This is a genomic window from Acidobacteriota bacterium (assembly GCA_034211275.1).
In the GTDB taxonomy this organism is placed as follows: Bacteria; Acidobacteriota; Thermoanaerobaculia; order Multivoradales; family JAHZIX01; genus JAGQSE01.
Genome location: JAXHTF010000084.1, coordinates 1 through 26,000, shown reverse-complemented (window position 1 = coordinate 26,000; position 26,000 = coordinate 1). Strand labels below are relative to the sequence as shown.

Sequence of the window (26,000 nt, the reverse complement as noted above, 5' to 3'; positions counted from 1 at the left end):
GGGGGGTGGTGCTTATCGGGGGGGTGGTGGTGGGGGGGGGGGGGGGTTTGGGGGCGGAGGAGTATGAGCAGATTCTCCACCGAGCGGACCAGCACAATGCGGTGATCCTGGCCGCCCAGGATCGCAACGGATGGGGCGCGTGGACGGCCACCGCCGATCTGCGACAGCTCTTCTCGATCTTCCTCTGATTCGCTCCCCCCAACAGCACCTCTGCTCCTGTCTCCGAGGAGCAGAGGCTCGTAACACGGCTCGACTCGAGCCAGCGGTAGACTGGGCCTTGTAATGCCCCCCTCCACCCACCCCGCCGCCTCCCGCACGGCCCTCCTCGCCGGAGGGCTGTATTTCCTTCTGGTTTTCGCCGTCGGCTTCGCCCTCGGCGTGGTGCGCACTCTGTGGCTGGTGCCGGCGTGGGGAGTGCGCACAGCGGAGCTGGCGGAGGTGCCGGTGATGTTGGTGGTGATGATCCTCGTGGCGCGGTGGCTGGTCAGGCGGTTCGACCTCGGGAACCGGAGCCTGGCGGTGAGCCTGGCAGCCGGAGTCGTGGCGCTGGGGCTGCTGGTGGCGGCGGAACTCTGGTTGATTCTGTGGCTTCAGCAGTCCACCGTAGGCGACTACCTGGCCGGCCGAGATCCGGTGAGCGGTGGGGCCTATGCCGCCTCGCTTTTGGTGTTTGCTCTGCTCCCCACCCTGGTCGCCGCCTGGCACCGCCGTAGGTCTTCATAGACGGCACCATCCCCGGAAGAGGCCCCGGTTGAGCCCTCTCCAACGCTGTGGCAGACTGCCGGCGACGACTTTCTACTCGACTGTTCAGACAGGCGGACCCTTCCACCGAGCGAGGAGACCCCCGTGGCGCCGAAGCCGGAGATCTACGAAAAGCTGGGAGCTTTCTACCTGGGCAAGGCCTACGACGCCGAGGCCGAGGAGACCACCGACGAGCTGGTGCTCTACGACGCCAAGGATCTGCTGACCCACGCCGTGTGCCTGGGGATGACCGGCAGCGGCAAGACCGGGCTGTGCATCTCGCTGCTGGAAGAGGCGGCCATCGATCAGGTGCCGGCGTTGATCATCGATCCCAAGGGCGATCTGGCGAATCTGCTGCTGACCTTCCCGGACCTGGCGCCGGAAGATTTCCGGCCGTGGGTGGACGAGGGCACGGCGCGGCGGAAGGATCAGAGCCCCGATGAATTCGCCGCCTCCCAAGCGCAGCTGTGGAAGAACGGCCTCGCCTCCTGGGGACAGGACGGCGAGCGCATCGCGCGGCTCAAGGCGTCGGCGGACTTTGCCGTCTACACGCCGGGGAGCGAGGCGGGGCTGCCGGTCTCCATTCTCGCCTCCTTCGGCGCGCCGCCGCCGGAGGTGGTGGCGGACGGGGATCTGCTCCAAGAGCGGGTGCGGGGCACGGTGAGCGGCCTGCTGGGCCTTTTGGGCATCGACGCCGACCCGCTCCAAAGCCGCGAGCACATCCTGCTCTCGAACCTTCTCAGCCACGCCTGGTCTCAGGGCCAGGGACACGACCTGGCGAGCCTCATCGGCGCCATCCAGCATCCGCCGATGAAGAAGATCGGCGTCTTCGAGATGGAGTCCTTCTATCCGGAGAAGGACCGCTTCGGCCTCGCCATGGCGCTCAACAATCTGCTGGCGGCGCCGGGCTTCCAAAGCTGGTTCAGCGGTGAGCCGCTGGAGATCGACCGGCTCCTCTACACCGCCGACGGCCAGCCCCGCCACGCTATCTTCTCCATCGCCCACTTGAGCGAGGCGGAGCGCATGTTCTTCGTCTCCCTGCTGCTCAACCAAACCCTCGCCTGGATGCGCCAGCGGCCGGGGTCGAGCAGCCTGCAGGCGCTGCTCTACATCGACGAGGTCTTCGGCTACATGCCGCCGGTGGCCAATCCGCCGAGCAAGCAGGCGCTGCTGACCCTGCTCAAGCAGGCCCGGGCCTTTGGCCTGGGAGTGATGCTGGCGACCCAGAATCCGGTGGACCTGGACTACAAAGGCCTTTCCAACACCGGCACCTGGTTCCTCGGCAGGCTGCAGACGGAGCGCGACAAGGAGCGGCTGATGGACGGCCTCGCCGGAGCCGCCGACGCGGATTTCGACCGCGCCGAAATGGAACGGCTAATCTCCGGCCTCGGCCAGCGGGTCTTCCTGATGGTCAACGTCCACGAGGACGAGCCGGTGCTCTTCCACACCCGCTGGGCCATGTCCTACCTGCGCGGCCCCATGACCCGGCTGGAGATCCAGAAGCTGATGGCGGAGCGCAAGGCTCAGGCGACGCTGGAGCCCGCCGAGCCCGCCGCCGCTCAGCCCGCCGGGCCGACGGTCCATCCGGCAGTGGCCGCCACCGCCGGGCCCGCGGGCGGCGAGCCGGCGACCATGCCGCGGCCGCGGGTGGACTCAAAGGTGCGGCAGGTCTTCCTCCCCGTCAACCACCGTGTGGACGGCGAGGAGGGAGACGAAAAGGGCGGGGTCCTCTACGAGCCCCACCTGCTGGCCACCGCCACGGTGCACTTCGTCAACCAGAAGCTCGACGTGGAGCATCGGGAGGATCTGACCCTGATGCTGCCGCTGGATCCGGAAGCTCTGCGGGTGGATTGGGAGGTGGCGGATCCGCTGGAGATCGAGGAGTCGGAGCTGGGATCCGATCCCGCCGCCGGCGCCGGCTTCGGCGAGTTGCCCAAAGAAGCGTTGGAGAGCACCAGCTACACCCAATGGGAGCGCCAGCTCTCCGACACCCTGTACCGGGAACGCCGCTGCCGTCTCTTCTTCAGCCCCACCCTCAAAGCCGCCTCCCGCCCCGGCGAGGAGGAGCGGGACTTCCGCATCCGCATGACCGAGGAGATGCGCGAGCAACGGGACGCCGAGGTCGAGGAGCTGCGGGAGAGCTACGCCAAGCGCATCGAGCGGTTGGAGGATCGCCAGCGCAGGGCCGAGCAGAAATTGGAGCGGGAAGAGGAACAGGCAGCGGCGCAGAAGTCCAATGCCTGGGTCTCGGCGGGCACCGCGCTGCTAGGAGCACTGATGGGGCGCAAGAAGCTCTCCCGCACGAATATCAACAAGGCGGGCACCGCCTTCCGCCGATTCAGCCGCAGCTCCAAGGAAAGCCAGGACGTGGAACGCGCGGAGGAGGATCTGCGGGAGCTCCAGGAAGATCTGGCGGAGCTCAACGACGAGCTCCAGGAGGAGATCGACGCCCTGGAGGATCGCTTCGACATGCAGCGGGAGGAGCTCGAAGAAATCGAGGTCGCGCCGCGGCGGCGGGACGTGGTGATCCATCTGGTGGCCCTCGCCTGGATGCCTTACGCCCGCACCGACGGTGCCCTCCTGCCAGCCTGGCAACCGCCCCGGAGCACTCCGAAAGGGGCCTAGGAGAATGGCCGACGAAGCTCCTCTGGAAGTGGCCGGGGTGAAGATCACCCACCCGAGCCGAGTGCTCTTCCCCGCCACTGCGGAGTCCGCCGAGCACACCAAAGGGGATGCGGCCCGGCACTACGAAGCGGTGGCGGAGCACCTGCTGCCCCACCTGGTGGACCGCCCGCTGTCGGTGGTGCGCTGCCCCGGCGGCATCGACGACTGCTTCTACCAAAAACACCACACCGGCAGCCTGCCGGAAACCGTGGACTCGGTGACCCTCGAAGAGCGGGACGGCCAGGCCGACTACCTGGTGGTGAAGGATCTGGAGGGGCTCCTGTCGCTGGTGCAGTACGGCGCCCTGGAGTTTCATCCGTGGAGCTGCCGCACCGACCGCCTGGAGCGACCGGATCGCTTGATCTTCGACCTCGATCCCGGCCCGGGGGTCGGGTGGCAAGGGGTGAAGAGCGCCGCCCGGCGGGTCCGTGACCGGCTGGAGGAATTGGGCCTGACCAGTTTCCTACGCACCACCGGCGGCGAGGGATTGCACGTGGTGACGCCGCTGGAGCGCCGCAGTTCGTGGCAGGAGCTCAAAGACTTCGCTCGGGCGCTGGCGGAGGACCTGGTGCAGGAGGATCCGGAGCACCTGGTGGCCACCGCCGCCAAGGAGAAGCGAGAGGGCAAGCTCTTCCTCGACTGGCTTCGCACCGGCCGCGGCGCCACCGCGGTGGTCAACTACTCGCTCCGCGCCCGCCCCGGGGCGACGGTGGCGACGCCGCTGCGCTGGAACGAGCTCGATGGACTGGAGTCCGCTGCGGCTTACACCCTCGAGAGCATTCCCCGCCGCTTGGCCGCTCTGGATGAGGATCCCTGGGAGGGCTTCTTCGATCTGCGCCAATCCATCACCGCCAAGATGCAGCGGGAGGTCGGGGTTTGAGAGGAAACTCGGTCGTCGAGAGGGTGGGCTGGCGTCCACCCTACTCCGGTAGATGAAGCGATCGGCCGTAGAGTGGGCTCCAGCCCACCAAGCAATAGGCTCGCTCTAATTCATCCTCTTCAACAACTCATCACCTCAACCCAAGGCCACGTCGAGAACCATCATGACGGTGAAGCCGCCGATGGTGCTCAGGGTCGCCAGGTCGGTGTTGTTGTTGCTCTGGGAGGCGGGGACCAGCTCCTCGATGACCACGAAGATCATGGCGCCGGCGGCGAAGCCCAGGGCGTAGGGCAGGATGGGCCGGGCGGCGAGCACCGCAGCGGCGCCCAGAACTCCGGCCAAAGGCTCCACCACCCCCGACAGCTGGCCGTACCAGAAGGCCTTGAGCCGGCTCATGCCCTGACCCCGCAGCGGCATGGAGACCGCCATCCCCTCGGGAAAGTTCTGCAGCCCAATACCGACCCCCAAAGCCACGGCGGCGGCGATGGTGGCCGCCGGCAGACCCGCGGCAGCAGCACCGAAGGCCACCCCTACGGCTAGCCCCTCGGGCAGATTGTGCAGGGTGATGGCTAGCACCAACAGGGTGCTGCGGCGCCACTCCGTGGGTGGCCCCTCCGCCTGGCTCTTGGGCATGTTGGGGTGCAGGTGGGGCAGGATCTTGTCCGCCACCGCCAGGAATCCGCAGCCCAGCAGGAAGCCCACCGTCGGCGGTACCCAGCGCGGTACCGGCCCACCCTCCGAAAGCTCGATGGCCGGTGCCAAGAGCGACCAATAGCTGGCCGCCAACATGACCCCGGCGGCAAAGCCGTACATGGAGTCCAGCAGGCGCTGGTTGACGGTACGGGTGACGAAGACCACTGCGGCACCGAGGGCGGTCATGCCCCAGGTGAAAAGAGTCGCCAGCAAGGCCTGGGTCACCGGGTGTAAGCCCAGGAAATACTCCATCATGCCTCATCTCCCTGCTCGGCGAAGCGGGGGCAAAGCCCGCCGGCGCCCACCCCCGCACGATCGGGCAGCGGTGTAGCAGATCCTCGGCTACGGTCTTCCCACCTGGGCACTGATCGCTCCATGGCAAAAGATTACCGCATTCCCGGTCACGACTCTCCAACGAGAACAGCTTTCCCTTCGCCCACTAAAGAGATAGACTAATAGCAAACCCTAGTGGTTCTTATTGCCATACTCGATCCATTGACTGCCAGCCGATGCCCTCCTTCCCCTGTGGCGAGAGAACCGCTGGGCGAGAATTCGAATTGTGACCCCGAGCTATGACTTCGAGATCGCAGCGTGTGGCCATTTCACGGAGCTTGGCGCGTGTTGAAACCGTCAACAAGCTCCGGTGCTAGAAGAATGCACACCTCGAGAAAGAAGTCCGCAAACAGAACTGCCCACCCATGAAAGGAGCCTCCCAATGAGATCGTTCACCCTTTTGCTCTGCCTTGCTCTGCTATTCGCTCTACCAGCGGTCGCCCAGTCCGGAGTGCAAACCACCGATGACAATCGGCCGGCGGCGAGCTCTTGGCAAGACAGCCTCGCAGCCCAACAGCAGGCGGAAGCGGACCGCGCCGCCAAGAGCGCCCTCATCCTCGAGCTGATGGAAGAGCGCCAGCAACTCGCCGGCCGCACCTTCGACGAGAGCTGGGCCACTCGCATGAAGACCTACCTCGACCAGCTGACCCTCGACGAGCTGCACCAGGCTCAGGAGCTGCAGCGGGCCGGGCAGTCCTTCCCGGAGAAGTTCCTCGGCGATGTCGACCGCGATCTGGTCTTCACCCCTCTCGACAAGCCCTGCCGCTTCTACGACTCCCGCAATACCGCCGACGGGCGCCTGACCCCCGGCGGTGGTGACCGCACGATCAACGTTTCCGGCGGCGCCATTCCCGCGGATCAGGGAGCGGCCCCCTTCTGCGCCGTCCTCGACTCGGCGGTGGCGGTGGTGATCAACATCCTGGCGGTGGATCCGCTGGCCCAGGGCAACTTCCAGCTCTGGCCCTCCGACGGCACCCCCGGCGACAGCGTCATCAACTACGGCGGCCCTCAGCTGGGCATCAACCTGATCAACGGCGTCATGGTGCCCATCTGCAACCCCTTCCTCTCGGTCTGCCCCTCGGATCTGGTGTTGCGCACCAACTTCGCCTCCTCCCACGCGTTGCTCAACGTCACCGGCTTCTTCTCGCCGCCGGAGCCCAGCCCGCTGGAGTGCCAGACGGTGGAGAACACCGAGAGCTTCACCGACCAGTCGTTCTCCTTCACCAGCCCCGACTGCCCCGCCGGCTACAGCCTCACCGGCGGCGGTCACAATTGGTTCTTCAACACCCAGGACGTGTGGTTCTGGGAGGTCGCCCCGGAGGGCAACCACTACCGTTGCCGTGGCCGCAACTTCAACACCGACATGTCCGAGATCACCTGCTTCGCCCGCTGCTGCCGGGTCCCCGGTGAGTTCGGCGGCGTCGTCCTCTAACTCGAAAACGGACCTGTTCCGCCGGGGCTCCTGCCAACCGGGAGCCCCGGCGGTCAGGGAGTAGAGGCATCCCCTCCTCCTCGGTTCCCGACACGGGATATACTTCCTCCAGCTTTTTTCTTCTGCGGCGAGAGTCGCGTTTGACTTCCGATCCTGTCAGCCTCGTCACCTCGTGTCTTTGATCAACAACGGATGGGGTCATCCCCGGCCGGCACCGGTCTACGGTGCCCCGGAGGAGCTGCATCTTTGGAAAGGAGCCTTCCCCATGGTTCGTCGTCTCTCGACCGCATTAGCCCTTGCTCTCGCCTTGCTCACCGCGTTGCCCTGGGCGGCGCAGGCCGCCGAGGAGAACCGGCCGGCGCCCACCTCCTGGGAGGACAGCCTCTACGCCCAGCAGGAAGCGGAGGCTCAGCGGGTGGCCAAGAACGCCCTCATCCTCGAGCTCATGAGCGAGCGCCAGGAGCTCGCCGGCCGCACCTTCGACGCCAGCTGGGCAGAGCGCTCCAAGGCCTTCCTCGAAACCCTCACCCTCGAGCAATTGGAGCAGGCCCGGGAGCTTCAGCGTGCCGGCCAGTCGTTTCCGGAGAAATTCCTCGGCGATGTCGACCGCGATCTGGTCTTCACCCCTCTCGACAAGCCCTGCCGCTTCTACGACTCCCGCAACACCGCCGCAGGTCGCCTGACCCCCGGCGGCGCAGACCGCACCATCATCGTCGCCGGCGGCGCCATCCCCTCCAGCCAGGGCGCGGCGGACTTCTGCGGCGTGATCAGCTCGGCGGTGGCGGTGGTGATCAACGTGCTGGCGGTTGATCCGCTGGCGAAGGGCAATTTCCAACTCTGGCCCTCCGACGGCACCCCCGGTGACAGCGTCATCAACTACGGCGGCCCTCAGCTGGGCATCAACCTGATCAACGGCGTCATGGTGCCCATCTGCAATCCCTTCCTCTCCGCCTGCGCTTCGGACTTGGTGTTGCGCACCAACTTCGCCTCCTCCCACGCGCTACTCAACGTCACCGGCTATTTCTCGCCGCCGGAGCCCAGCCCACTGGAATGCCAGACGGTGGAGAACACCATCCAGGTGAACAACACCTCCTTCACTTTCACCAGCCCCAACTGCCCCGCCGGCTACAGCCTCACCGGTGGCGGTCACAATTGGTTCGGAACGAGTCAGGACGTGTGGTTCTGGGAAGTCTCGCCGGAGAGCAACAACTACCGTTGCCGCGGCCGCAACTTCACCACCACCGAGGTGGACATCACCTGCTTCGCCCGCTGCTGCCGCATCCCCGGTGAGTTCGGCGGGGTGCTGGGGCCGCCGCCCATGGGCCCCTGAGGCTCGGTCTTCAACCGACTCCGCCGCCGAGCGCGGCGAGCTTCCACCCCGCCTTCGGGCGGGGTTTTTCTATTCCGATGAGGACACCTTCAGCGAAGGTCGAAGGCCGGACTGCCTACGGCGCTCCAGCCCGTGATACTTTTCGAAGTATTCGGTTGGTTTGTCGCCTCTGATTCTTATCTGGCGTCTCTTCCGAGACTCTGGTCCGGTTGGCAACGCCAGGTGTCGTCAGACTGTCACTCGACGAAGCCGACCTCTCCTACCAGGGGCCTTACACTGACAGTTCCCGAGCTTTTGAACCCTCTCAATCATCGGCGACGGGTCACCCGTGACAAGCTGCTGAAAGACCCGTCATCCAAGGAGGTCGTTTCCCCATGTCCATACGACGCACTCTGCTCGCCGTCCTGAGCGCGGCGCTGCTGCTGTCGGCTACCGTGCCGGCTCTGGGCCAGACGCCCACCGAGCTCTTCTTCTCCGAATACGTGGAAGGAAGCTCACTGAATAAGGCTCTCGAGATCTACAACGGCACCGGCTCGGCCATCGATCTGGCCGCCGGTAGCTATGACGTCTTCATCTCCTTCAACGGCGGCTCCGGTACCACCACCATCGCCCTCACCGGCACCGTAGCCTCCGGCGACGTCTACATTCTCGCCGACGATGGCGCCGACGGGGCGATCCTGACGGAGGCGGATCAGACCAGCACTTCGAGCTTCTTCAACGGCGACGACGCCATCCTGCTGCGCAAGGGCGGCGTGGTGGTCGACGCCATCGGCGAGCTGGGCTTCGATCCCGGCAGCCAGTGGGGCTCCGGCGACGCCTCGACCCAGAACAACACCATCCGCCGCAAGGCCGAGGTCTGCGCCGGCGACACCGACGAGACCGATGCCTTCGACCCCTCCATCGAGTGGGACGGCTTCGCCAACGACACCTTCGACGGCCTGGGCACCCACAGCGCCACCTGCGGCGGCCCCGCGGGGCTCGATCTGCTCCTGACGGAGATCGTGGTCACCCCCACCGGCGGTGAATTCGTGGAGATCTACAATCCCACCGGTGCCACCATCGACCTCTCCGACGTCTACCTCACCGACGCCACCTTCGCCGGCGGCAGCACCTTCTACTACAACATCGTCACCGGCACCAACGCCGGCGGCGGCGGATTCTCGGACTTCCACGCCCGCTTCCCCGACGGTGCCATGATCGCCTCCGGAGAGTTCCAGACCGTGGCCATCGCCGGCTCCGACGCCTTCTTCGCGGAGTACGGCATCGATCCCGACTACGAGCTCTTCGAAGACGGCGGCTCCGCCGACGCCATCCCCGACATGCGCGAAGCGCTGCCGGGCTCCATCAACGACCAAGGCGGCCTGACCAACAGCGGCGAAGTGGTGGTCCTCTACACCTGGGACGGCTCCGCCGACCTGGTGCAGGACCTGGACTACGCCGTGTGGGGCGACAAGGACGAGGCGGTGGACAAGACCGGCGTGGCCATCGACGGCCCCGACGGCGACTCCGCCACCAGCACTTACCTCGACGACACCGCCATCGCCTCCCAGGACGTCATCGCCGCCGGCGGTCACAGCGGCGGCCTGTCCTTCCAGCGGGTGGACTTCACCGAGGGTGCGGAGACCACCAGCGGCGGCAACGGCGCCACCGGTGCGGACGAGACCTCCGAGGATCTCTCCAACACCTGGGCCGACGACCTGGCCCCGACCCCCGGCGGCGACATCCCTCCGCCCGCCGGCTGGGTGATCAACGAGATCCACGCCGATCCCGCCAGCGACTCCAACTGCGGCAGCTTCGGCCTGCCCGCCGGCTGCGGCGACGCCAACGGTGACGGCACCCGGGACTCCTCCCAGGACGAGTTCGTGGAAATCATCAACGTCAGCGGCAGCGCCCAGGACATTTCCGGCTGGACCGTCTCCGACGGCTTCGGCGTGCGTCACACCTTCCCCGCCGGCACGGTGGTGGAGGACCAGTGCGCCATCGTGGTCTTCGGCGGCCCGTCCATCACCGGCGTCTTCGGCGGTGCCCTGGTGCAGACCGCTTCCGACGGCGCTCTGGGCTTGAACAACGGCGGTGACTCGGTGGTGCTGGCGGATACCGGCTCCAACCCGGTGGTCAGCGCTGGCTACGGCGGCGAGGGTGGCAACAACCAGAGCCTGACCCTCGACCCGGACGTCTCCGGCATCAGCTTCGTGGAGCACACCACCGCTCAGGCCGGCGTGCTCTTCTCCCCCGGCACCCTGGCCGACGGCTCCCTCTTCTCCGGCTGCACCCTGCCGCCGTCGGAGGTAGAGATCTTCGAGATCCAGGGCACCGGCCTGGCCTCGCCCTTCGTCGGCCAGACCGTCACCACCCGCGACAATGTGGTCACCGCCCTCGACACCAACGGCTTCTTCATGCAGACGCCGGCGGCGCGCACCGACGGGGATCCGGAGACCTCCGACGGCATCTTCGTGTTCACCAGCTCGGCGCCCACCGTGGCGGTGGGCGACTCGGTGGACGTCAGCGGCGACATCGTCGAATTCTTCGACCTGACCGAGTTCAGCGGCTCGGTGAACGTCACCGTCAACCCCATGGGGCATCCGCTGCCGGCGGCGGTGGTCTTCGACGCCACCACCCCGTCCCCCAACCAGCCCCAGCCCGCCAACGAGGTGGAGCGCTACGAGGGCATGTTGGTGACCTTCTCCGGTCTCGCCACCGGTCCCTCGGATCGCTTCGGCGACGTACCGGTGGTAGCCACCGGCCAGCGCGCCTACCGCGAGCCGGGCATCCTCTTCCCGGGTCTGCCGGGCCTGCCCGTGTGGGACGGCAATCCGGAGATCTTCGAGATCGACCCCGACGGCCTGGGCGGCGCCGACGCGCCGATCTTCGCCGGCCAGACGGTGAGCGCCACCGGACCGCTGACTTTCTCCTTCGGCGACTACCAAGTGCTGCCCACTAGCCTCAGCCTCGGCCCGGCGCCGACGCTGCCGCGGGCGGTGAGCCCCCGGGAGGCCGGTGAGCTGACCATCGCGAGCCAGAACATGCTGCGCTTCTTCGACGACCAGGACGACCCGAATATCGGCGAGCCGGTGCTCACCACCGCCGAGTTCGACGACCTGCTCGATAAGTTCTCGCTGCACGTGCGCAACGTGCTGGATGCGCCGGACATCCTGGCGGTACAGGAGGTGGAGAACCTCAACGTGCTCCAGAGCCTGGCGGCGCGCATCAACAGCGACGACCCGACCCTCTCCTACTCGGCCTTCTTGGAAGAGGGCAACGACGTCGGCGGCATCGACGTCGGCTTCCTCACCCGCGACGACACCATCGTGGTGGACGCCGTCACCCAGGTGGGAGCCAACGTGCTGCTCACCTTCGATGGCTCGTTGCTCAACGACCGGCCGCCGCTGATCCTCGACGCCCGCTACGTCGGGGGTGGCGCGAACTTCCCCATCACCGTCATCGGCGTGCACCAGCGCTCGCTGAGCGGCATCGAGGACCCGGGCTCCAACGGTACGCGGGTCAAGACCAAGCGCTTCGAGCAGGCCGAGTTCCTGGCCGGCGTGATCCAGGATCTGCAAACCATGGATCCGTCCATCCATCTGGTGGTCACCGGTGACTTCAACGCCTTCCAGTTCACCGACGGCTACGTCGATGTGATGGGGCAGGTCACCGGCAATCCGGACCCGGCGGGAGCCGAGTTCCCGGCCACCGACCTGGTCAATCCGGATCTCATCAACACCATCCTGGCCCTGCCCGCGGAGGAGCAGTACTCCTTCGTCTTCGGCGGCAGCGCCCAGGTCCTGGACCACATGCTGACCTCTTCGGAGCTCACCCCGCTGGTCACCGGTGTCGAATACGCCCGCAGCAACGCCGACGTGCCGGACGTGCTGATGGACGATCCCACCACGCCGCTGCGAGCGTCCGACCACGATGGCCTGGTGCTCTACGTGCTGGCGGACAGCGACCTCGACGGCGTCCTCGACGGCGACGATCTGTGCGCCGACACGGTGATTCCGGAGTCGGTGCCGACCATGGGGCTCAGGCCCTTCCGCTACGCTCTCGTGGACGACGACACCGTCTTCGAATCCTTGAGCCAGGGCTGGCTCCAGCCCGTCGCGCCCCCCATCACCACCGCCGAGACCGGCGGCTGCAGCTGCGAGCAGATCATCGCCGAGCTCGGTCTCGGCCAGGGTCATACCTTCTTCGGCTGCTCCGTGGGCATCATGCAGCGGTGGATCCGCATGGTCCCCTGAACGCTCCCCGGGAGCGGCCGCTGATTCGGCGTTCGCTCCCCAAGGCATAAGAAAAACCCCCGGTCGGGATTCGCTCCCGGCCGGGGGTTTTTGCTGCGACGCTTGAGCTCCAGGTCGTGAACTAGAACCGGTACTCAACCCCTCCATATGCCTCGAATCCCGGCGCCGGGATGACACTGGTGTTGCCGAAGCCGCGGGTGAAGTATTCCTCGTCGGTGAGGTTCTTGAAGTTCACCTGGAAGCGCCACGCGGGGAGCTCGTAGAAGACGGCGGCGTCGAAGGTGGTGTAGGAGTCGATGGTGAAGGCGTTGTCCTCGGCGATGAACTGCTCGCTGACGTAGCGGGCGCCACCGCCGAGGCCGAAGCCGTTGTCGAAGGTCTTGCTGACCCAGGCGTTGGCCAGATGCTCCGGCGCAAAGGCGGGGGTGTTGCCGGAGCGGTCGAGGGTCAGGAAGGCCGGCGGGAATTGGGCCACCTGGACGCGCTGGGTGAACTCGGTGAGCTCGGCGTCGGTGTAGGCGTAGGCGAAGCGCGCCGTCCAGCCGTCGGCGGGGCGGGCCACCAGCTCCAGCTCGACACCCTCGGAACGCTGGTCACCGGTCTGCTGAGTAACGCCGTTGGGGTCCGGGATGGCGATCTTCTCGCGGTCGATGCGGTAGATGGCCAGGGTGCCCTGGAGCTTGCCGCCGAGCATCCGCTGCTTGACGCCGAATTCGATCTGGTTGCTGGTCTCCGGCTCCCGTTCCTCCCCCACCACGAAGGTCGACGGCGGCGCGAAGGCCTCGCCGGCGCTGGCGTAGAAGGAGAGGTCGTCGCTGGGGGAGAGCACCACGCCCACCATGGGGCTCACCTCGTCCTCCGTACGGTCGGTACCGAAGAGGTCGTCCTCAAAGTCGATGTTGTCGTAGCGCACGCCCAGAAGCAGCTGGAAGAAATCGTTGAACACGATCTGATCCACCGCGTAGGTGGCGGTCACCAGGCTGCGGGCGTCAGCGCCGAAGGCCTGACCGGGGATGGGGACGACCGTCACCGGATCCGGCTCCTGGGGGTTGAAGAGATCGAGGGACGGCAGCAGGCCGACACCGAAGGTGAACTCGTCCTCCAGCTGCGAGACCTCCAAGCCCACCAGCAGCGAATGGGTGGTGGGGCCGAGATCGAAGCGGCTCAGCAGCTCCAGCTGATTGCCGAGAAAGACCTGCTCGTCATCCAGATCGAGGAGCGTGCGGGAAACCTGCAGGCCACCAAAGCCATCGGGGAAGACGCCGTTGAAGTTGGTGCCCCGGGACAGCCATTCGAGGGAGCGGTAATAGGTCTTGTTGCGCAGGGTCAGATGGTCGGAGAAGCGATGCTCGACGTCCAGCTGGAGGCGCAGCAGATCCTGCTCCGAGAGATCGAAGGGCGATTGGTAGGAGCGCTCCCGCGGCACCGGCGCCACGGAGCCGTCGAAGAGGATGGGCAGGCCGGCGTCGGAGACGTACTCGGTGTCCACCACCTCGGCGTTGAAGGTCACGGTGGTGTCCGCGTTGGGACGCCAGGCGAAAGCCGGATTGATGGCGAAGTTGGAGCTCTCCTTGTCGTCGCGGAAGTTGTCCGACTCCTGATAGAGGGAGTTGAGGCGGAAGGCAAAGGCGCCATCGGCGAAGGCGTGGTTGGTATCGATGGAAGCCTCGAAGGTGTTGAAGCTGCCGGCGGAGGTGCGCAGACGGGTGAAGCTCTGGCCCTGGGGCTGCTTGCGCACCAGATTCACCGTGCCGGAGAGAGGGCTGCCGCCGTAGAGGAAGGCCGAAGGGCCCTTGAGCACCTCCACCCGGTCGACGTTGTAGAGCTGATAGAAGGTGGTTTCCGGCTCCGGCGCGCCGTCGGTGAGGATCAAACCGCCGGTGACGGAGTCGATGCCGCGCACCACGAAATAATCGAAGACACCGTTGCCGGTCTGCACGTTGAGGCCGGCGGCGTTCTTCAAGGCGTCACCGAGAACGAAGCCCCGCTGCTGCTCGATCAACGGTGACGGCACCACGCTGACGCTGGCTGGCGTCTCCTGCAGCGATAGGGGCAGCTTGGCAGCGACGGTGTTGGAGGTCGGGATATCCGGTAGCCGGCCCTCCACGAAGACCTCGTCCTCGACGACGTACTCCTCGGAGCTCGACTCCTCGGAACTCGGCCCTTCAGCGGGAGGCTCCTCGGCCTCCTGAGCGCTCACCATCCCGGGAGCAGCGGCGAAGCAGGCCAGCGCCGCGGTCAGCAGTCCGGCGCGCAATCCAAAGCGCAGCCTCGAAGACCAACCTCGGCGGCTACTCACTGCACACTGTTCTCGCGCCCCTTCCGGGCCTTCCCACACGGTCTCCAGATTCGTCTCGCCCACGCGGTTCTCCTCGCTCACGCTCTGCTCTCCTTGGCGGCACAGCTCGCCGCCGGCTCAGGATCTCGATGCAACTCCCTCATCTTCGGGGAGAATGATGGATGAATTGGGGGAATGTGCCGGCAGGCCCAACCCCCTTTGGGATGAGTACGGGCTCAGACCCGCTGGGGTTTTCTCCCGGCCAGGTTCTACCACATCCGGGGGCCTGTCACCGGAAATCGGCGAGCATGGCGAAGGCCCCTCGCAAGCCTGCCGAGAGACGATTCATTTGGGCGAACGGCTGAAACCATCGACGTGGAAAAGCCAGGAGCCGTCCTCCTGGCGACGCGAGATGAGCACGAATTTGCCGCGAATGCTGCCCAGCTCGTCCCCCTCTCGAAGCCGCGCCAGGGTGTAGAGACCGACGTCGTAGGCCAGGTCCCGCTCCACATCCCGCTCCATGATCTCGAAGGTCAGACGCAGCTCCAGGTCTTTGGCTTCGGCCCAATCGAAGAGCCGCTCGAAGGCCTCCTGGATTCCCGCCCGCCCCTGCACCAACTGCTCGTCGGGCTGGAGGTAGAGAGCGTCCGGCGTGTAGACGGTGATGGCTGCCGAGGAATCGAGCTCTTGATAGGCAGCGCTCAGTCGTTGATATGCGGCGTCGAGGCTCTGGACCGGCCGGGCATCCGAAAGGTGGGTAACCACCGGCAGAGCGAAGGTGGAGCCACCCAACACTCCAAGGATGCAAGACACCATGAAAAGGCTGAGATGTCGCTGGTGGCGCTTCCGATTCAACTCCCTACCTCCCTCTCCTCCGCTCGGAATTCTGCGAGCCTAGCCAACACGGCACTGAATGACTGGCGGTGCCGTTGAGAGGAGGCGTCGCATGGGCCCACTCGGTCAATTCTGACTGCTCGGCTGCCATCGATTCTTAGAAATTATCATATGCCCTTGCACAACGAAGTGCTTCCTGCATCTGAGCCGGCCCCCCCCCGGGACTGCCCCCAAAGGCTTTGACCACCGGAAGGACGACCGGCAAGACAACCAAAAAAGGGCGGCGGGCGCAGGAAACGCCTCGCCGCCCCGCATCAGCTGGAGGAATGTTCGCTAGGGATTGCTAGTGGCCACCGAATCGTGACCGCTTGATGCGGTAGATCAAACGGCCGCGGTCTCCGCTGACGTAGATCCTGCCAGCCCGGTCCACATCGACCCCGTTGAAGAACCACGTGGGCAGCAGCCCCGGCAGGGCGCTGACCCCGAGATCCAAACCATCGACGAGGATCCGGACGCGGTGGGAGCGGCGGTGAATCCGCAACAGGCTGCCGGTTCCCGCCTCCACCACCAGCAGGTGGCCGCGACGATCCACGGCGAGCCCCTCGGGCTGGATCAAGCCCTCGGCGATGGCCACCGGCGAGTCCAGCCACCGGCCCCGGCGAGCCAACTGCCAGATCGTGCCGGTGGCCCAATCGGAGACCCACAGATCCCGGCCGTTGGTGGCGAGCCCCGTGGGCAGCACCAGTCCCGACGCCACCGCCCGCCGCTGCTGGAGGTCGTGGTGGTTGGCCATCACCACCTGGCCGGTGAGGGCCTCGGTGACCACCAAGTCGCCCCGGAAGCGCACCGCGTCCATGGGCAGAGCGAAATCCGCCAGATCTACCAACAAACGCCGAGTGCGCGGATCCCAGACTTGCACTCGGTTCTGCAACCACGAGGTGAGAAGCAGGTTGTGGCCGTCGGCGGAGACCGTCTGAGGAGTGGTCAGGGGGATACCGCCCTGACCGGTCTGCTCGACGCTGAGCACCTCCCCGGTGCGCGCATCCAGCTCCGTCAGATCATAGGAGTCGGCGACCCACAGACTCATCCGGCCGTGACCCCGCGGCACCAGAGCGAGTCCCCCGGGGGCTACCATGCCGCCGGGCTGGACCACCCGCACAGCACCGTCGGGCTCGATCTCGACGATCTCGCTGTCGACGCCATGGGAGACGAAAAGTCGGCCGTGGGAATCGAAGGCGAGGTTGTCGACGCCCGGCGTAAGGCTGGCGACGAGATCCAGGCTCTCGGCGCCGGGGGCATAGCGCCACAGCTCTCCCGCCCCGTAATCGAGCACGTAGAGAGCGCCGTCGGGGCCCCACTTCACCGCCCCCGGAACCTCGAAGCCCGCGGTGACCACCGTCATTTCGGCGGTGTCTACGTCCACCCGCACCACATCTCCGACGAACCAGCGGGGGCCGTAGAGCCCGCCGTCCGGTCCGAAGTCCATGGCGTTGAGGGCACAGCCGGCGCCCAGGGCGTCGGTGATCAGCCGTGGCGGAGCCACCAGCTGCGGATCCAGCTCGTAGAGTCCCGCAACCTCGCCACCGAGGCATTCGGAAACGAAGAGTCGCCCGTCGTCTGAGGCAGCGATGGCGTTGGGAGACGTTCCCACCACCTGCGAGGTGATGGAACCATCGGGGGCCTTGCGGGTCACCACCCCGGTGAGCAGAGAAGTCCAGTACATCGACCCATCGGGACCGAAGACCAGATCGTCCGGAGTGTCCGAGCTGCGTGGTACACGCTCCAACACGTCTCCGCTATCGGCGTCCAGGACGACGATCTCCCGACCGAGGAAGCTAGCGACATGCAATCGATCCGCGGCATCGAATCGCAAGCCGTTGGCGCCACGGGTGAAACTCCCGTGAGCCAGCTCCTCCACCACCAATGGTGTCGCCGCCCCCGACGACACCCAGCACGTCACCACCCCCGCGAAGAACAACCAGGTCGAAACCAAGCGTGTCCACTTCATTGCTCACTCTCCTTCATGCTGTGCCGGATCAGCGATCCGCCTCCGCGCTCCCCGATCCGGGTCCCGGCCCGACCTGGATCGGAACGGAGCGAGCAGCGTCAGCGGTGCACAGCGAAGGAGCTACGACCGATCGCCTGCGGCAGCTTGAACAGCCGCCTCAGAGGCTTAATGAAAATCAATGTATACCCACAGTACTACATTTCCTGGTTGTTTGTTTCAAATAGGGCGAACCAGCAGAGAGTTTTCATTCTCAACAAAGACGTGCAAGCTCCCGCAGTGAATGAGACACGGAAGCAGTCGAACAAGCCTGGCCCCCGAGCGAAGACCAGGCTGCCGACGGCTACCAACCCAGCCAATCTTTGAGCCGCTGGAGGCCTTCTGCGTGCATCAGAGCGAGGAGAGGGAGAGCGATGGCCAGAGCCAAGAACCGGCTCCGGGAGTGGGGGAAACGGCGGCGGACCCAGCTCCACAACACCAGGAACGGGCAGGCCAGGGCGGGATAGCCGATGAGCGCGATCCACGGCACGCCGGCGGTGCTGCGGGTACCTTCCTGCCAGCGGGCCATGCCGATGAGCTCAAGGAAGGGCTCATAAAATCCCACCAGCGCCACCATGAACAGCCCCACCAGCGTCAGCAATCGTGGGGAAGCCCGTTCTCCGAGCTTCTCGCCGCCGACCTCCTCCGCCCAGATCAGAGCGATGTAGATGCTGTAGCCCCAGATCACCGCGGCGATCACCGGCGCCCGGCCGAGCATCAGCGATAGAGGAGCGAAGCCGTAGAGCACCTGGCGCAGGATGACGAAATTCTCCCGCACTGCCCCCAGCACCAGCAGGCTTCCCATCAGCCAGGCCCCCTCAGAGCGGCGCAACCACAGAGCGTGGGCCACGGTGAGCAGGAAGAAGAGGGCGGTGATGCCTTCGATGAATCCGTGCACGGCGGGAGAGCTCAGCGCCGGGCCTTGCGCCAGAAACGCCACCGGCGCAGCAGCGGCACCAGCAGCAGGACGATGAGCGGCAATTTGGTGAGGATGCGCGGCCCTTGGTAGACCGCCCACTCCAGCCCCAGCCCCACCCCGACCATCACCGCCAGCAAGGCCACCGGCAGCAGCCGGAACCAAAGGGTCGGGCGGGGAGCCGGGCGGGAGGAAGAAGGAAGGGGCACGAAGAAATCCTGGTGAGGAGCAGGCTCCAAGAGGCCTTTGAGAAACGAACGGGACGACCGTGCTAGAGTGACACCGCGGCTCCGGTGAAGCAAGGATTCCCCCGCCCCCCTTCCGATGCAAACCCTCGACGAGAAACAAGTTGCCCGTACCTGGGAGCAGACCAGCAACCTCAAGCCGGAGGCGGCGCGGGAAGCGATGCACGATCTGGCTCGCCACTACCCGAGCCTGCTGGCCTTCGTCCTCGCCACCACCGAGGACCTGGGCACTGCCGCCCAAAGTCTCGCCAACGTTCTCTTCTTCCAGATTGCCCGCACCTTCACCGAGAACTTCGATAGCGAGCTGCCCCAGGTTTCCGAGGAGGTCCTGGCCACGCTCTTCGAAGAGAATCTAGAAGCGCTGGCGGCGGACGCCGACGAGGATGAGCCGTCCACCGCCGATGAGCCCTGGCGCGCCGGGAGCGGTCAACCGCACCTGCTCCGCCGAGTGCTGGAGGCCCTCTTCGACGCCCCGGTGCGACCCGACGGAGTGGAGATCACCGAGGACGAGATCGGCCACCTCTTCGTGGTGCTCAAGACCGTCGTCGACGCCCTCGACGACGCCACCTCCGCCGCCACCACTCCTGCCTGAGAACCCACCCCACCTGAGAACTCACCCCACCTGAGAACTCAGTAACGAAAGGGGCGAGCCCATGCCCAGCCTAGACCTCCAAGGGGTCCGTCTTCACTACGAGGATTCGGGGCCGGCACCAGGCGCAGGGCAAGGCTCGCAGACCCTCCTCTTCGCCCACGGCTTGCTGTGGGACGGGCGGCTGTGGGAGCCGCAGATCGAAGCCTTCCGGGATCGCTACCGCTGCATCACCTTCGACTTCCGCGGCCAGGGTCGTACCGAGGTCACCGACGACGGCTACGACATGGACACCCTGGCAGAGGACGCGGCGGCCCTCATCGAAGCGCTGGACATCGGCCCCTGCCATTTCGTCGGACTCTCCATGGGCGGCTTCGTGGGCATGCGGGTGGCGGCCCGGCGGCCGGAGCTGGTGCGCTCCCTCTGCCTGCTGGAGACCTCCTCCGAGCCGGAGCCGCGAAAAAACGTGCCGCGCTACCGCCTGCTCAATTTCATCGCCCGCTGGTTCGGTCTCGGATTGGTGGCGGGGAGAGTGATGAAGATCCTCTTCGGCCGCACCTTCCTCCACGACCCCACCCGCGCCGACGAGCGCCGGGAGCTACGCCGGCGCCTGGTGGGCAACCACCGCATCGGCATCTCCCGCGCCGTCGATGGCGTCATCGAGCGTCAGGGAATCGAGGGCGAGCTAGGCAAGATCCAGGCTCCGACCCTGATTCTCGTCGGCGACGAAGACGTCGCCACCATCCCCGCCAAATCCCAACGCATCCACGAAGGCATCGCCGGCTCCCAGCTGGTGATCATTCCCCAGGCCGGCCACACCTCCAACCTCGAGCAGCCGGAAGCGGTGAACGCGGCGCTGGAGGAATTCCTGACGGGGGTGAGCGCTTCATAGCCCGCCAGCGGCTGATCGAATCCCAAAGACACGGTGGGCTGGCGCCCACCCTACGGGAGGTCTCCCAGCGAAGCAAAAGTAGGGTGGGCGCCAGCCCACCAAGTCTGCGTCCTCAGTCCCCCACCACCGCTGACCAGCCGCCGGTGCCGCCGCTCTCGAAGCTGTCGGTGAACAGCGGCAGCTGCTGGAGCTTCCACTGCTGGAGCAGCTGGCGGAGCGCCTCCGGCGGGTTGGTGGGATGGGGCTGGCCCGCCTGGTCCTGACTGTTGAGGCCGTGGCAGGAGGCGCAAACCCGCACCTCGCCGGGCTGGAAGGTCAGCCAATAGCGCTCCCGCACCACCCCGGTGCCGGCGCTGTCGGTGAGCTGCCAGGTCAGGGCCCGCCGAGCCGGTACCAGCGCCGCCACCGAGCCGTCCGCTGCCACCGCCACGCTGCCCGCCGGGCCGCCGGGATTGGGCAGATTGGCTGCCCGCGGATCGTGGAGCTCCTGGGCCAGGACCCGTCGCCCCGCCCGCGGCGAAGCGGTGCCGCCGATGCCGCGGATCTGGTCGCCCTGGAAAATCTGCAAATGCGCCGCATCGTAGACCAAGCCACCGGCCCCGGTAGTGCCGGCGGTGCCCCCGGGCACCTGAAGATTGAACGGCTGCTGAAGATCCGCCTCGTCCCGGGTGGTGATGTCGCGGCTGACGATGAGGGCCAGCCCCCGGCGCCGGAGGGACTCCTGGAAGGCCGCCGGATCCACCGATTCGTCGGCGAAGATGCTCTGCTCCGGTGCCGGCAGGGTGTGGGCCGCGGCAGTGGGCACCGGCCGCGCCTTCACCTCCACCGGGCTGAGCTCCCAAAGCGGACCGGAGTACTGCACCATCACGTCCGGGTCCCAATACGACACCGTCTTGACGATGCCCGGCGTCAGCGCCGTCCCCGCTTCGAGATAGCCGCCCCCGGCCACCAGCTCCTTGAGCCGGAAGTCATAGCGCGACTGGGGCTGGGCGCGGGTACCCTCGTTGTCGTCGGCGCGGGTCTCCGCCGTGTGCACCGCTACCAGCGAACCGTCGGAGAGGGGCAGCGGGTTACGGTAAAAGCCCGTATGCCCCGGCTCCGGCGTGCCGCCCTCGGGGGTCACCTCGCGGGTGTCCGGATGGGTCACATAGGTCACCGCCGAAGCGTCCGCGGGCAGGGTCGGCGGGGCGTCCAGGTAGAAGATCATGCCGGCGGCGTGGGTCTGGAACTCCGGCGCATCTACCGCGAAATAGCGCCCGGGAGTGGTGGGATCCTCGTGGATCTGCAGCGCGTTCTCGATGTCGTTGGGGTTGAAACGCCCGGAGGTCGCATCAATGAACTCCACCACGTTGGGGTCGTCGTTGATCGCCCGGTTGAAGTAGAAGTGCAGCTCGTGGCGACCGATGTGGTTCAAGGTTTCCAGCTCGGTGCCGTCCTCGCGCACCATCCACGGGAAGAAATGGTTGAAGCGGTGCCCCTCCAAATTGGTCCCCGCCAGCAGATCCGTGCGCGACGGCCGGGGCTCCGGGAAGACCTCGTCCCGGTTGGCCAACCGTGCGGCGCCGGCGGTCTCGTTGCGGAAGTTGAAGGTGCCGTAGATGTCGCTGCCGTTCAGCGCATCGGCGTCCGCCTGCTGGTCGCGCTGGAGATGATCCCAGCGGGTGAAGATCACCCGCCCGAAGCTATCCACCGACGGGTCGAAATCCCCCGACGGCGCATGGTCTAGCAGCCGCAGATCCCCGCTCGCCGGATCCAGGCTCCACAACCCGGTGTTGGTGGCGGTGCTCTCGTACTCGTCCTGCTGGGGATAGAGATGGCGCTGGCCGTTGCGGGGCCGGTCGGAAATGAAAAGGATGCGCCCGTCGGTACCGTAGGCCGGGCTAACGTTGTTGAAATCCGCCGGCTGGTTGGCCACTGGCGTGATCACCGCCGTCTGCCCCTGCCCCAGGCCGGTGACCTCGTAGAGCTGCCAATAGCTGTCGATGACCTGAAACTGCTGTGTCGCAGCCCCCACCACCATGCTGAACACCGCCTTGGTGCCGCTCCAATGCACCTCCGGATCGCGCACGGCGATGGAACCGGCGCCCTGGAAGCCGGAATTGCCAAACCCCGCCTCCTGGGTCAGGTTGCGCAGGCTGCCGTCGGGATAACGGATGTACAGATCTCCGCCGCGGCCGGTAAGGCTCACATCCCCGCGGTGGTTGGCGAAGACCGATCCGATGGTGGCGAAATCCGCCGGAATCGGCACCTGGGTCACGAAGAGCACCGGATTCGGCAGCTCCGCCCCCGCCCCTCCGGCCAGGGCAAGGCTCATCATCAGACCGGCGCACACACTCCACATCCAGACCACCCGGCGTCCTCCCGCCGGCCAACGCTGCAAGCTCTTCATCACTGACTCCTCCACACAGACTGTTCAGGCTCGGGTCCTCATCCATTCACCGGCAGGGGGGAGACCGGCGAAAGCATCACATCGAAAGGTGCGCATAAGCATAGCGCATTCCGCGCGGAGGGCCGCTTCGACCGCCGGCGGCGGCCAGTCCCGCCCCGGGATCAATCCCGGGGCTACCCAGGACACCGCCGGATAAATCCGGCTCCCAGAGCCTGCTCATCCACTCCCTCCCCTCCGGAGCCAGCGGCGCTTGAGTAGCCCGGGGATTGGATCCCCGGGCGGAGGTGCCGAGACCACCATCCTTTCCTACTGCCCTCGCCCTCTCCATCACCCCCTCCGTCATTCCCGCGCAGGCGGGAATCTACGCGGGACTGGGGAGTGAATACCTGCTATCCAGCCCGGTGGTACCTGAAGTCAGCCCATCCGGGAAAATTCAACAATCACTCCTCACCAGCGCGTGGACTCCCGCCTTCGCGGGAGTGACGAGTTGTGAAGTGCTCGCAAGTGAGGAGCAGTAGCCTTCAAACCAAGCAAGTGTCAGGTCAGGACGCTACCGCCCGCGCTCCCGGCGCTGGCGCAGTACCTCGTACAGGGCCACGGCAACCGCCGTTGAGAGGTTGAGGGAGCGCAGTTGGGGATCCGCCATGGGCAGGCGCAGCAGGCGATCCCGGTAGGCCTCCCGCAGCTCCGCCGGCAGGCCTACCGACTCGCGGCCGAAGACCAGCACCGGGCGCTCGGGGAACGACACCTCCCACAGATCCCGCTCACCGTCGGCGGAAAAGAAAAACGGCTCCCCCAACGCCGGCAGCTCGGCCTCCAGCTCCGGCCAGCCGGACCACACCCGGGGCGCCACCCGGGGCCAATAATCGAGCCCCGCCCGCCGCACCCGCCGGTCGTCGAGGTCGAACCCCAACGGCTCCACCAGGTGCAGCTGCGCCCCGGCGGCCAAGCAGGTGCGCCCGGCGTTGCCGGTGTTCCAGTGGATTTCCGGGTGCACCAGGACGACGTGGAGGTGGCGGTTCGGGGTGGCTTTGGGGGTTGGTTCTTGGCTCATTGCTTCGTGAGGATAGCGGAGGAGTCCCGCCTACGGAGGAAGGACGAGCTGACCGGCTACAACTCCGCCAGCCGCCGCCGCAGGAACCGCGCCTCGGGCTCGCTCATGGAGCATTCGAGGGCCCGGCGGTAGGCGGTGGCGGCCTGGGTGGGGTGGTGGAGCTGGCGGAGGAGCTCGCCACGGGTGGCGTGGAAGAGATAGTAGTGCGCCACGGCCGGCTCGTCGGTGAGGGCGTCGAGGGCCGCGAGAGCCGCCGCCGGGCCGTCCACCCGAGCCAGCGCCACGGCGCGGTTGAGGGCCACGATGGGCGACGGGTTCAAGGTGTGGAGCTGGTCGTAGAGGCGCAGGATGGCGGGCCAATCGGTGGCGTCGAGGCTCTCGGCGGTGGCGTGCTCGGCGGCGATGGCGGCCTGCAGATGGTACGCCGTCAATCGCCGGCCCGAAGCGGCGCGTTCGAGGTGCGCGAAGGCCCGCTGCACCAGCCGCTGATCCCACCGCCGGCGATCCTGCTCCCCCAGCAGCACCGGATCGCCGCGCTCGTCGGCGCGGGCGGGCAGGCGGGAGGACTGGAAGCAGAGCAGCGCCGCCAGAGCGTGGGCCGCGGCGCCGGTGGTGAGACCGCGCTCGTCGTCCTTCTCCCCACAAGCCCCCGCCTCTCTACGGACCTCCTCCTCCACGAAAGCCTCCTCCCGGCTCTCCAGGTAGCCCGCCAGATGCTCCGTGAGCCGCAGCGCCTCGGCACAGAGATCCGCCCGTACCAGGGCGTCGCCGCCGGCGGCGGAGTAGCCTTCGTTGAAGAACAAGTAGAGCACCTCTAGCACCGCGTCGAGGCGCTCCGGCAGCTGCTCCGGATCGGGCATTTCGAAGGGAATCTCCCGCCGGCGGATGCGCCGCTGGGCGCGCACCAGGCGCTGAGCCACGGTGGTGCCCCGCACCAGGAAGGCGCGGGCGATCTCCCCGACGCTGAACCCCGCCACGGTCTTGAGAGTCAACGCCACCCGGCCGTCCCGCGGCAGTTCGGGGTGGCAGCAGAGGAAGATCAGCCGCAGCTGGTCGTCGGTGACCTCCCCGGGCAGCCGCGCGCCGGCCTCCGGATCCGGCGGCGCCGCGTCGAGGAGCGACCGGCGCACCGCCTCCTCCTTGCCGCGAAAGCTGGCGTCCCGCCGCAGCCGATCCAGCGCGCGGTTGCGGGCGACGCGGTAGAGCCACGCCCCGGGCTGGTCCGGCACGCCGTGGAAGGGCCAGCGCTTGAGCGCCTGGAGCAACGCATCCTGCACCGCCTCCTCCGCCAGCGGCAGCCACGCCGGCCCCAGGGAACGGGTCAGGGCGGCGACCATCCGCCCCGCCTCGTGGCGAAACAGATGGTCCACCAACCCCTGGACGTCCGGGCTGTCCCCCCGCGCTCCCACCGTCTAGTCGAGCTCGTCGATGCGCCGGATCTCGATGCGCCCACCGAAGTCCAGGTGCGGACATCCGCGGGCGATTTCCACCGCCTCGTCGTAATCGGCAGCCCGCACGGTGAAGTAGCCGCCGACGATCTCCTTCGTCTCGCTATACGGCCCGTCGATCACCCGCGGCGCGGCGTTGGACCCGGTCAGGATCTTCCCCCCCTCATCCGCCAGCTTGGCGCCTCCCACCAGCTTCCCCGCTTCTGCCAGGCTGTCATTCCAAGCCTGATACTTCGCGATGATCGCCTGGATCTCCTCCGGACTCATCTCCGACGCCGCGGTGGTGCTCTCGTGCAACAACAGCATGAACTCAGCCATCTCGTCATCCTCCTCGCTTCAGATTGTCTCTCAGCCCCGCCCTCATGGCGCAGCCTCTCGACTAGATGACGAAGATGGGTGGGGGGGAATCGACAGGGGTGGGAGATTTTTCTTGTGGGCGAAGCAGGTCAGTCTTTGGGCAGGTCTTTTTCCAAGCAGGCGATGGCGGCTTCGAGGTTCTTGACTATGGCCAGGGGGGAGAAGTCGATCTCGGTCCATTCTTTGTCGGCGAAGAGGGCCTCGTAGACGGGGATGGGGGACCAAGGACAGTCGAGGAGGGCTTGGTGCTCAGCGATGGCGCGGTCGCGTTCTGGACCTTTGGGGAGGAAGGCGGCTGCCGTGGCCTGGGGATCTAGGAGGGGTTGGAGTCTCAATTCGATCTCTTTCCGAGTCACGCAGTCCTCGATGCCCAACTGCGCACCAAGAGCTAGAGCCGCTCCGGCCAACGCTACCCATCCCAAGGCACTCTCGAGGGACTGAGCCGACGATTCATCAGTCCAAGGCTTTGCTTCGAGCGCCTCGACTACGCTCCCGAACCTCTTTGACGCCTCGCCCTGCTTCTGAGACAGAGACAGAGACAGAGACAGAGGCAGAGACCGAGACAAAGACAGACGCAGAGGCCGAGGCCGAGACAAAGACAGACGCAGAGACAGAGACCGCGGCCGAGACAAAGACAGACGCAGAG

The 26,000-nt window shown here is 66.7% G+C and carries 20 protein-coding genes; 9 read left to right on the top strand and 11 right to left on the bottom strand.

Annotated features, from left to right (window positions below; translation table 11 throughout):
* The 4 genes from SX243_13970 to ligD all read left to right on the top strand — a co-directional run.
* The coding region (locus SX243_13970) for a hypothetical protein (protein MDY7094071.1) at positions 1–188 on the top strand (188 nt) is incomplete at its 5' end.
* A gap of 94 nt (positions 189–282) precedes the next feature.
* Entirely contained in the window at positions 283–723 is a 441-nt protein-coding gene (locus SX243_13965) for a hypothetical protein (GenBank protein MDY7094070.1), read from the top strand.
* A 123-nt stretch (positions 724–846) separates the two neighbouring features.
* A complete protein-coding gene (locus SX243_13960) occupies positions 847–3,366 on the top strand; it encodes a DUF87 domain-containing protein (protein ID MDY7094069.1) in 2,520 nt (839 codons plus the stop codon).
* Between the two features lie 4 nt (positions 3,367–3,370).
* Positions 3,371–4,285 carry a non-homologous end-joining DNA ligase gene (ligD, locus tag SX243_13955; protein MDY7094068.1) on the top strand — a complete coding sequence of 305 codons (915 nt, stop codon included), beginning with the start codon at positions 3,371–3,373 and terminating at the stop codon, positions 4,283–4,285.
* A 135-nt stretch (positions 4,286–4,420) separates the two neighbouring features.
* Here ligD and SX243_13950 read toward each other — a convergent pair whose 3' ends face one another.
* Positions 4,421–5,233 carry a ZIP family metal transporter gene (locus SX243_13950; protein MDY7094067.1) on the bottom strand — a complete coding sequence of 271 codons (813 nt, stop codon included), beginning with the start codon at positions 5,231–5,233 and terminating at the stop codon, positions 4,421–4,423.
* Positions 5,234–5,693: 460 nt separating this feature from the next.
* Between SX243_13950 and SX243_13945 the strand changes: the two genes are divergently transcribed.
* From SX243_13945 to SX243_13935, 3 genes are all read left to right on the top strand, one after another.
* Positions 5,694–6,743: a hypothetical protein gene (locus tag SX243_13945; protein MDY7094066.1), complete on the top strand. Its 1,050-nt coding sequence runs from the start codon at positions 5,694–5,696 to the stop codon at positions 6,741–6,743.
* Between the two features lie 265 nt (positions 6,744–7,008).
* Positions 7,009–8,073, top strand: a complete 1,065-nt coding sequence (locus SX243_13940) for a hypothetical protein (GenBank protein ID MDY7094065.1) — start codon at positions 7,009–7,011, stop codon at positions 8,071–8,073.
* A 374-nt stretch (positions 8,074–8,447) separates the two neighbouring features.
* On the top strand, positions 8,448–12,308 hold the full coding sequence (locus SX243_13935) for a lamin tail domain-containing protein (protein ID MDY7094064.1): 3,861 nt from the start codon (positions 8,448–8,450) through the stop codon (positions 12,306–12,308).
* A 121-nt stretch (positions 12,309–12,429) separates the two neighbouring features.
* Here SX243_13935 and SX243_13930 read toward each other — a convergent pair whose 3' ends face one another.
* From SX243_13930 to SX243_13910, 5 genes are all read right to left on the bottom strand, one after another.
* Positions 12,430–14,688, bottom strand: coding sequence for a TonB-dependent siderophore receptor (locus SX243_13930; protein ID MDY7094063.1), 2,259 nt, complete (start codon positions 14,686–14,688; stop codon positions 12,430–12,432).
* Between the two features lie 243 nt (positions 14,689–14,931).
* Positions 14,932–15,441: a DUF4440 domain-containing protein gene (locus SX243_13925; protein MDY7094062.1), complete on the bottom strand. Its 510-nt coding sequence runs from the start codon at positions 15,439–15,441 to the stop codon at positions 14,932–14,934.
* Between the two features lie 322 nt (positions 15,442–15,763).
* Positions 15,764–17,428, bottom strand: coding sequence for an SMP-30/gluconolactonase/LRE family protein (locus tag SX243_13920; protein MDY7094061.1), 1,665 nt, complete (start codon positions 17,426–17,428; stop codon positions 15,764–15,766).
* Positions 17,429–17,768: 340 nt separating this feature from the next.
* Complete coding sequence (locus SX243_13915; GenBank protein ID MDY7094060.1) at positions 17,769–18,362, bottom strand: hypothetical protein; 594 nt, start codon at positions 18,360–18,362, stop codon at positions 17,769–17,771.
* An 11-nt stretch (positions 18,363–18,373) separates the two neighbouring features.
* Complete coding sequence (locus tag SX243_13910) at positions 18,374–18,589, bottom strand: hypothetical protein (GenBank protein ID MDY7094059.1); 216 nt, start codon at positions 18,587–18,589, stop codon at positions 18,374–18,376.
* A gap of 115 nt (positions 18,590–18,704) precedes the next feature.
* Here SX243_13910 and SX243_13905 point away from each other — a divergent pair, with 115 nt between their 5' ends.
* Together SX243_13905 and SX243_13900 are read left to right on the top strand one after the other, a co-directional pair.
* On the top strand, positions 18,705–19,217 hold the full coding sequence (locus SX243_13905; protein MDY7094058.1) for a hypothetical protein: 513 nt from the start codon (positions 18,705–18,707) through the stop codon (positions 19,215–19,217).
* A 61-nt stretch (positions 19,218–19,278) separates the two neighbouring features.
* Positions 19,279–20,106, top strand: a complete 828-nt coding sequence (locus tag SX243_13900) for an alpha/beta fold hydrolase (protein ID MDY7094057.1) — start codon at positions 19,279–19,281, stop codon at positions 20,104–20,106.
* Positions 20,107–20,218: 112 nt separating this feature from the next.
* On the opposite strand, the gene SX243_13895 is transcribed toward SX243_13900, so the two are convergent.
* From SX243_13895 to SX243_13875, 5 genes are all read right to left on the bottom strand, one after another.
* A complete protein-coding gene (locus SX243_13895) occupies positions 20,219–22,495 on the bottom strand; it encodes a hypothetical protein (GenBank protein MDY7094056.1) in 2,277 nt (758 codons plus the stop codon).
* Between the two features lie 550 nt (positions 22,496–23,045).
* Complete coding sequence (locus SX243_13890; GenBank protein MDY7094055.1) at positions 23,046–23,549, bottom strand: tRNA (cytidine(34)-2'-O)-methyltransferase; 504 nt, start codon at positions 23,547–23,549, stop codon at positions 23,046–23,048.
* Positions 23,550–23,605: 56 nt separating this feature from the next.
* A complete protein-coding gene (locus tag SX243_13885) occupies positions 23,606–24,958 on the bottom strand; it encodes a sigma-70 family RNA polymerase sigma factor (GenBank protein ID MDY7094054.1) in 1,353 nt (450 codons plus the stop codon).
* 3 nt (positions 24,959–24,961) lie between these two features.
* Positions 24,962–25,315, bottom strand: a complete 354-nt coding sequence (locus tag SX243_13880; protein MDY7094053.1) for a YciI family protein — start codon at positions 25,313–25,315, stop codon at positions 24,962–24,964.
* Positions 25,316–25,443: 128 nt separating this feature from the next.
* A complete protein-coding gene (locus SX243_13875) occupies positions 25,444–25,689 on the bottom strand; it encodes a hypothetical protein (protein MDY7094052.1) in 246 nt (81 codons plus the stop codon).
* Positions 25,690–26,000 lie beyond the last annotated feature (311 nt).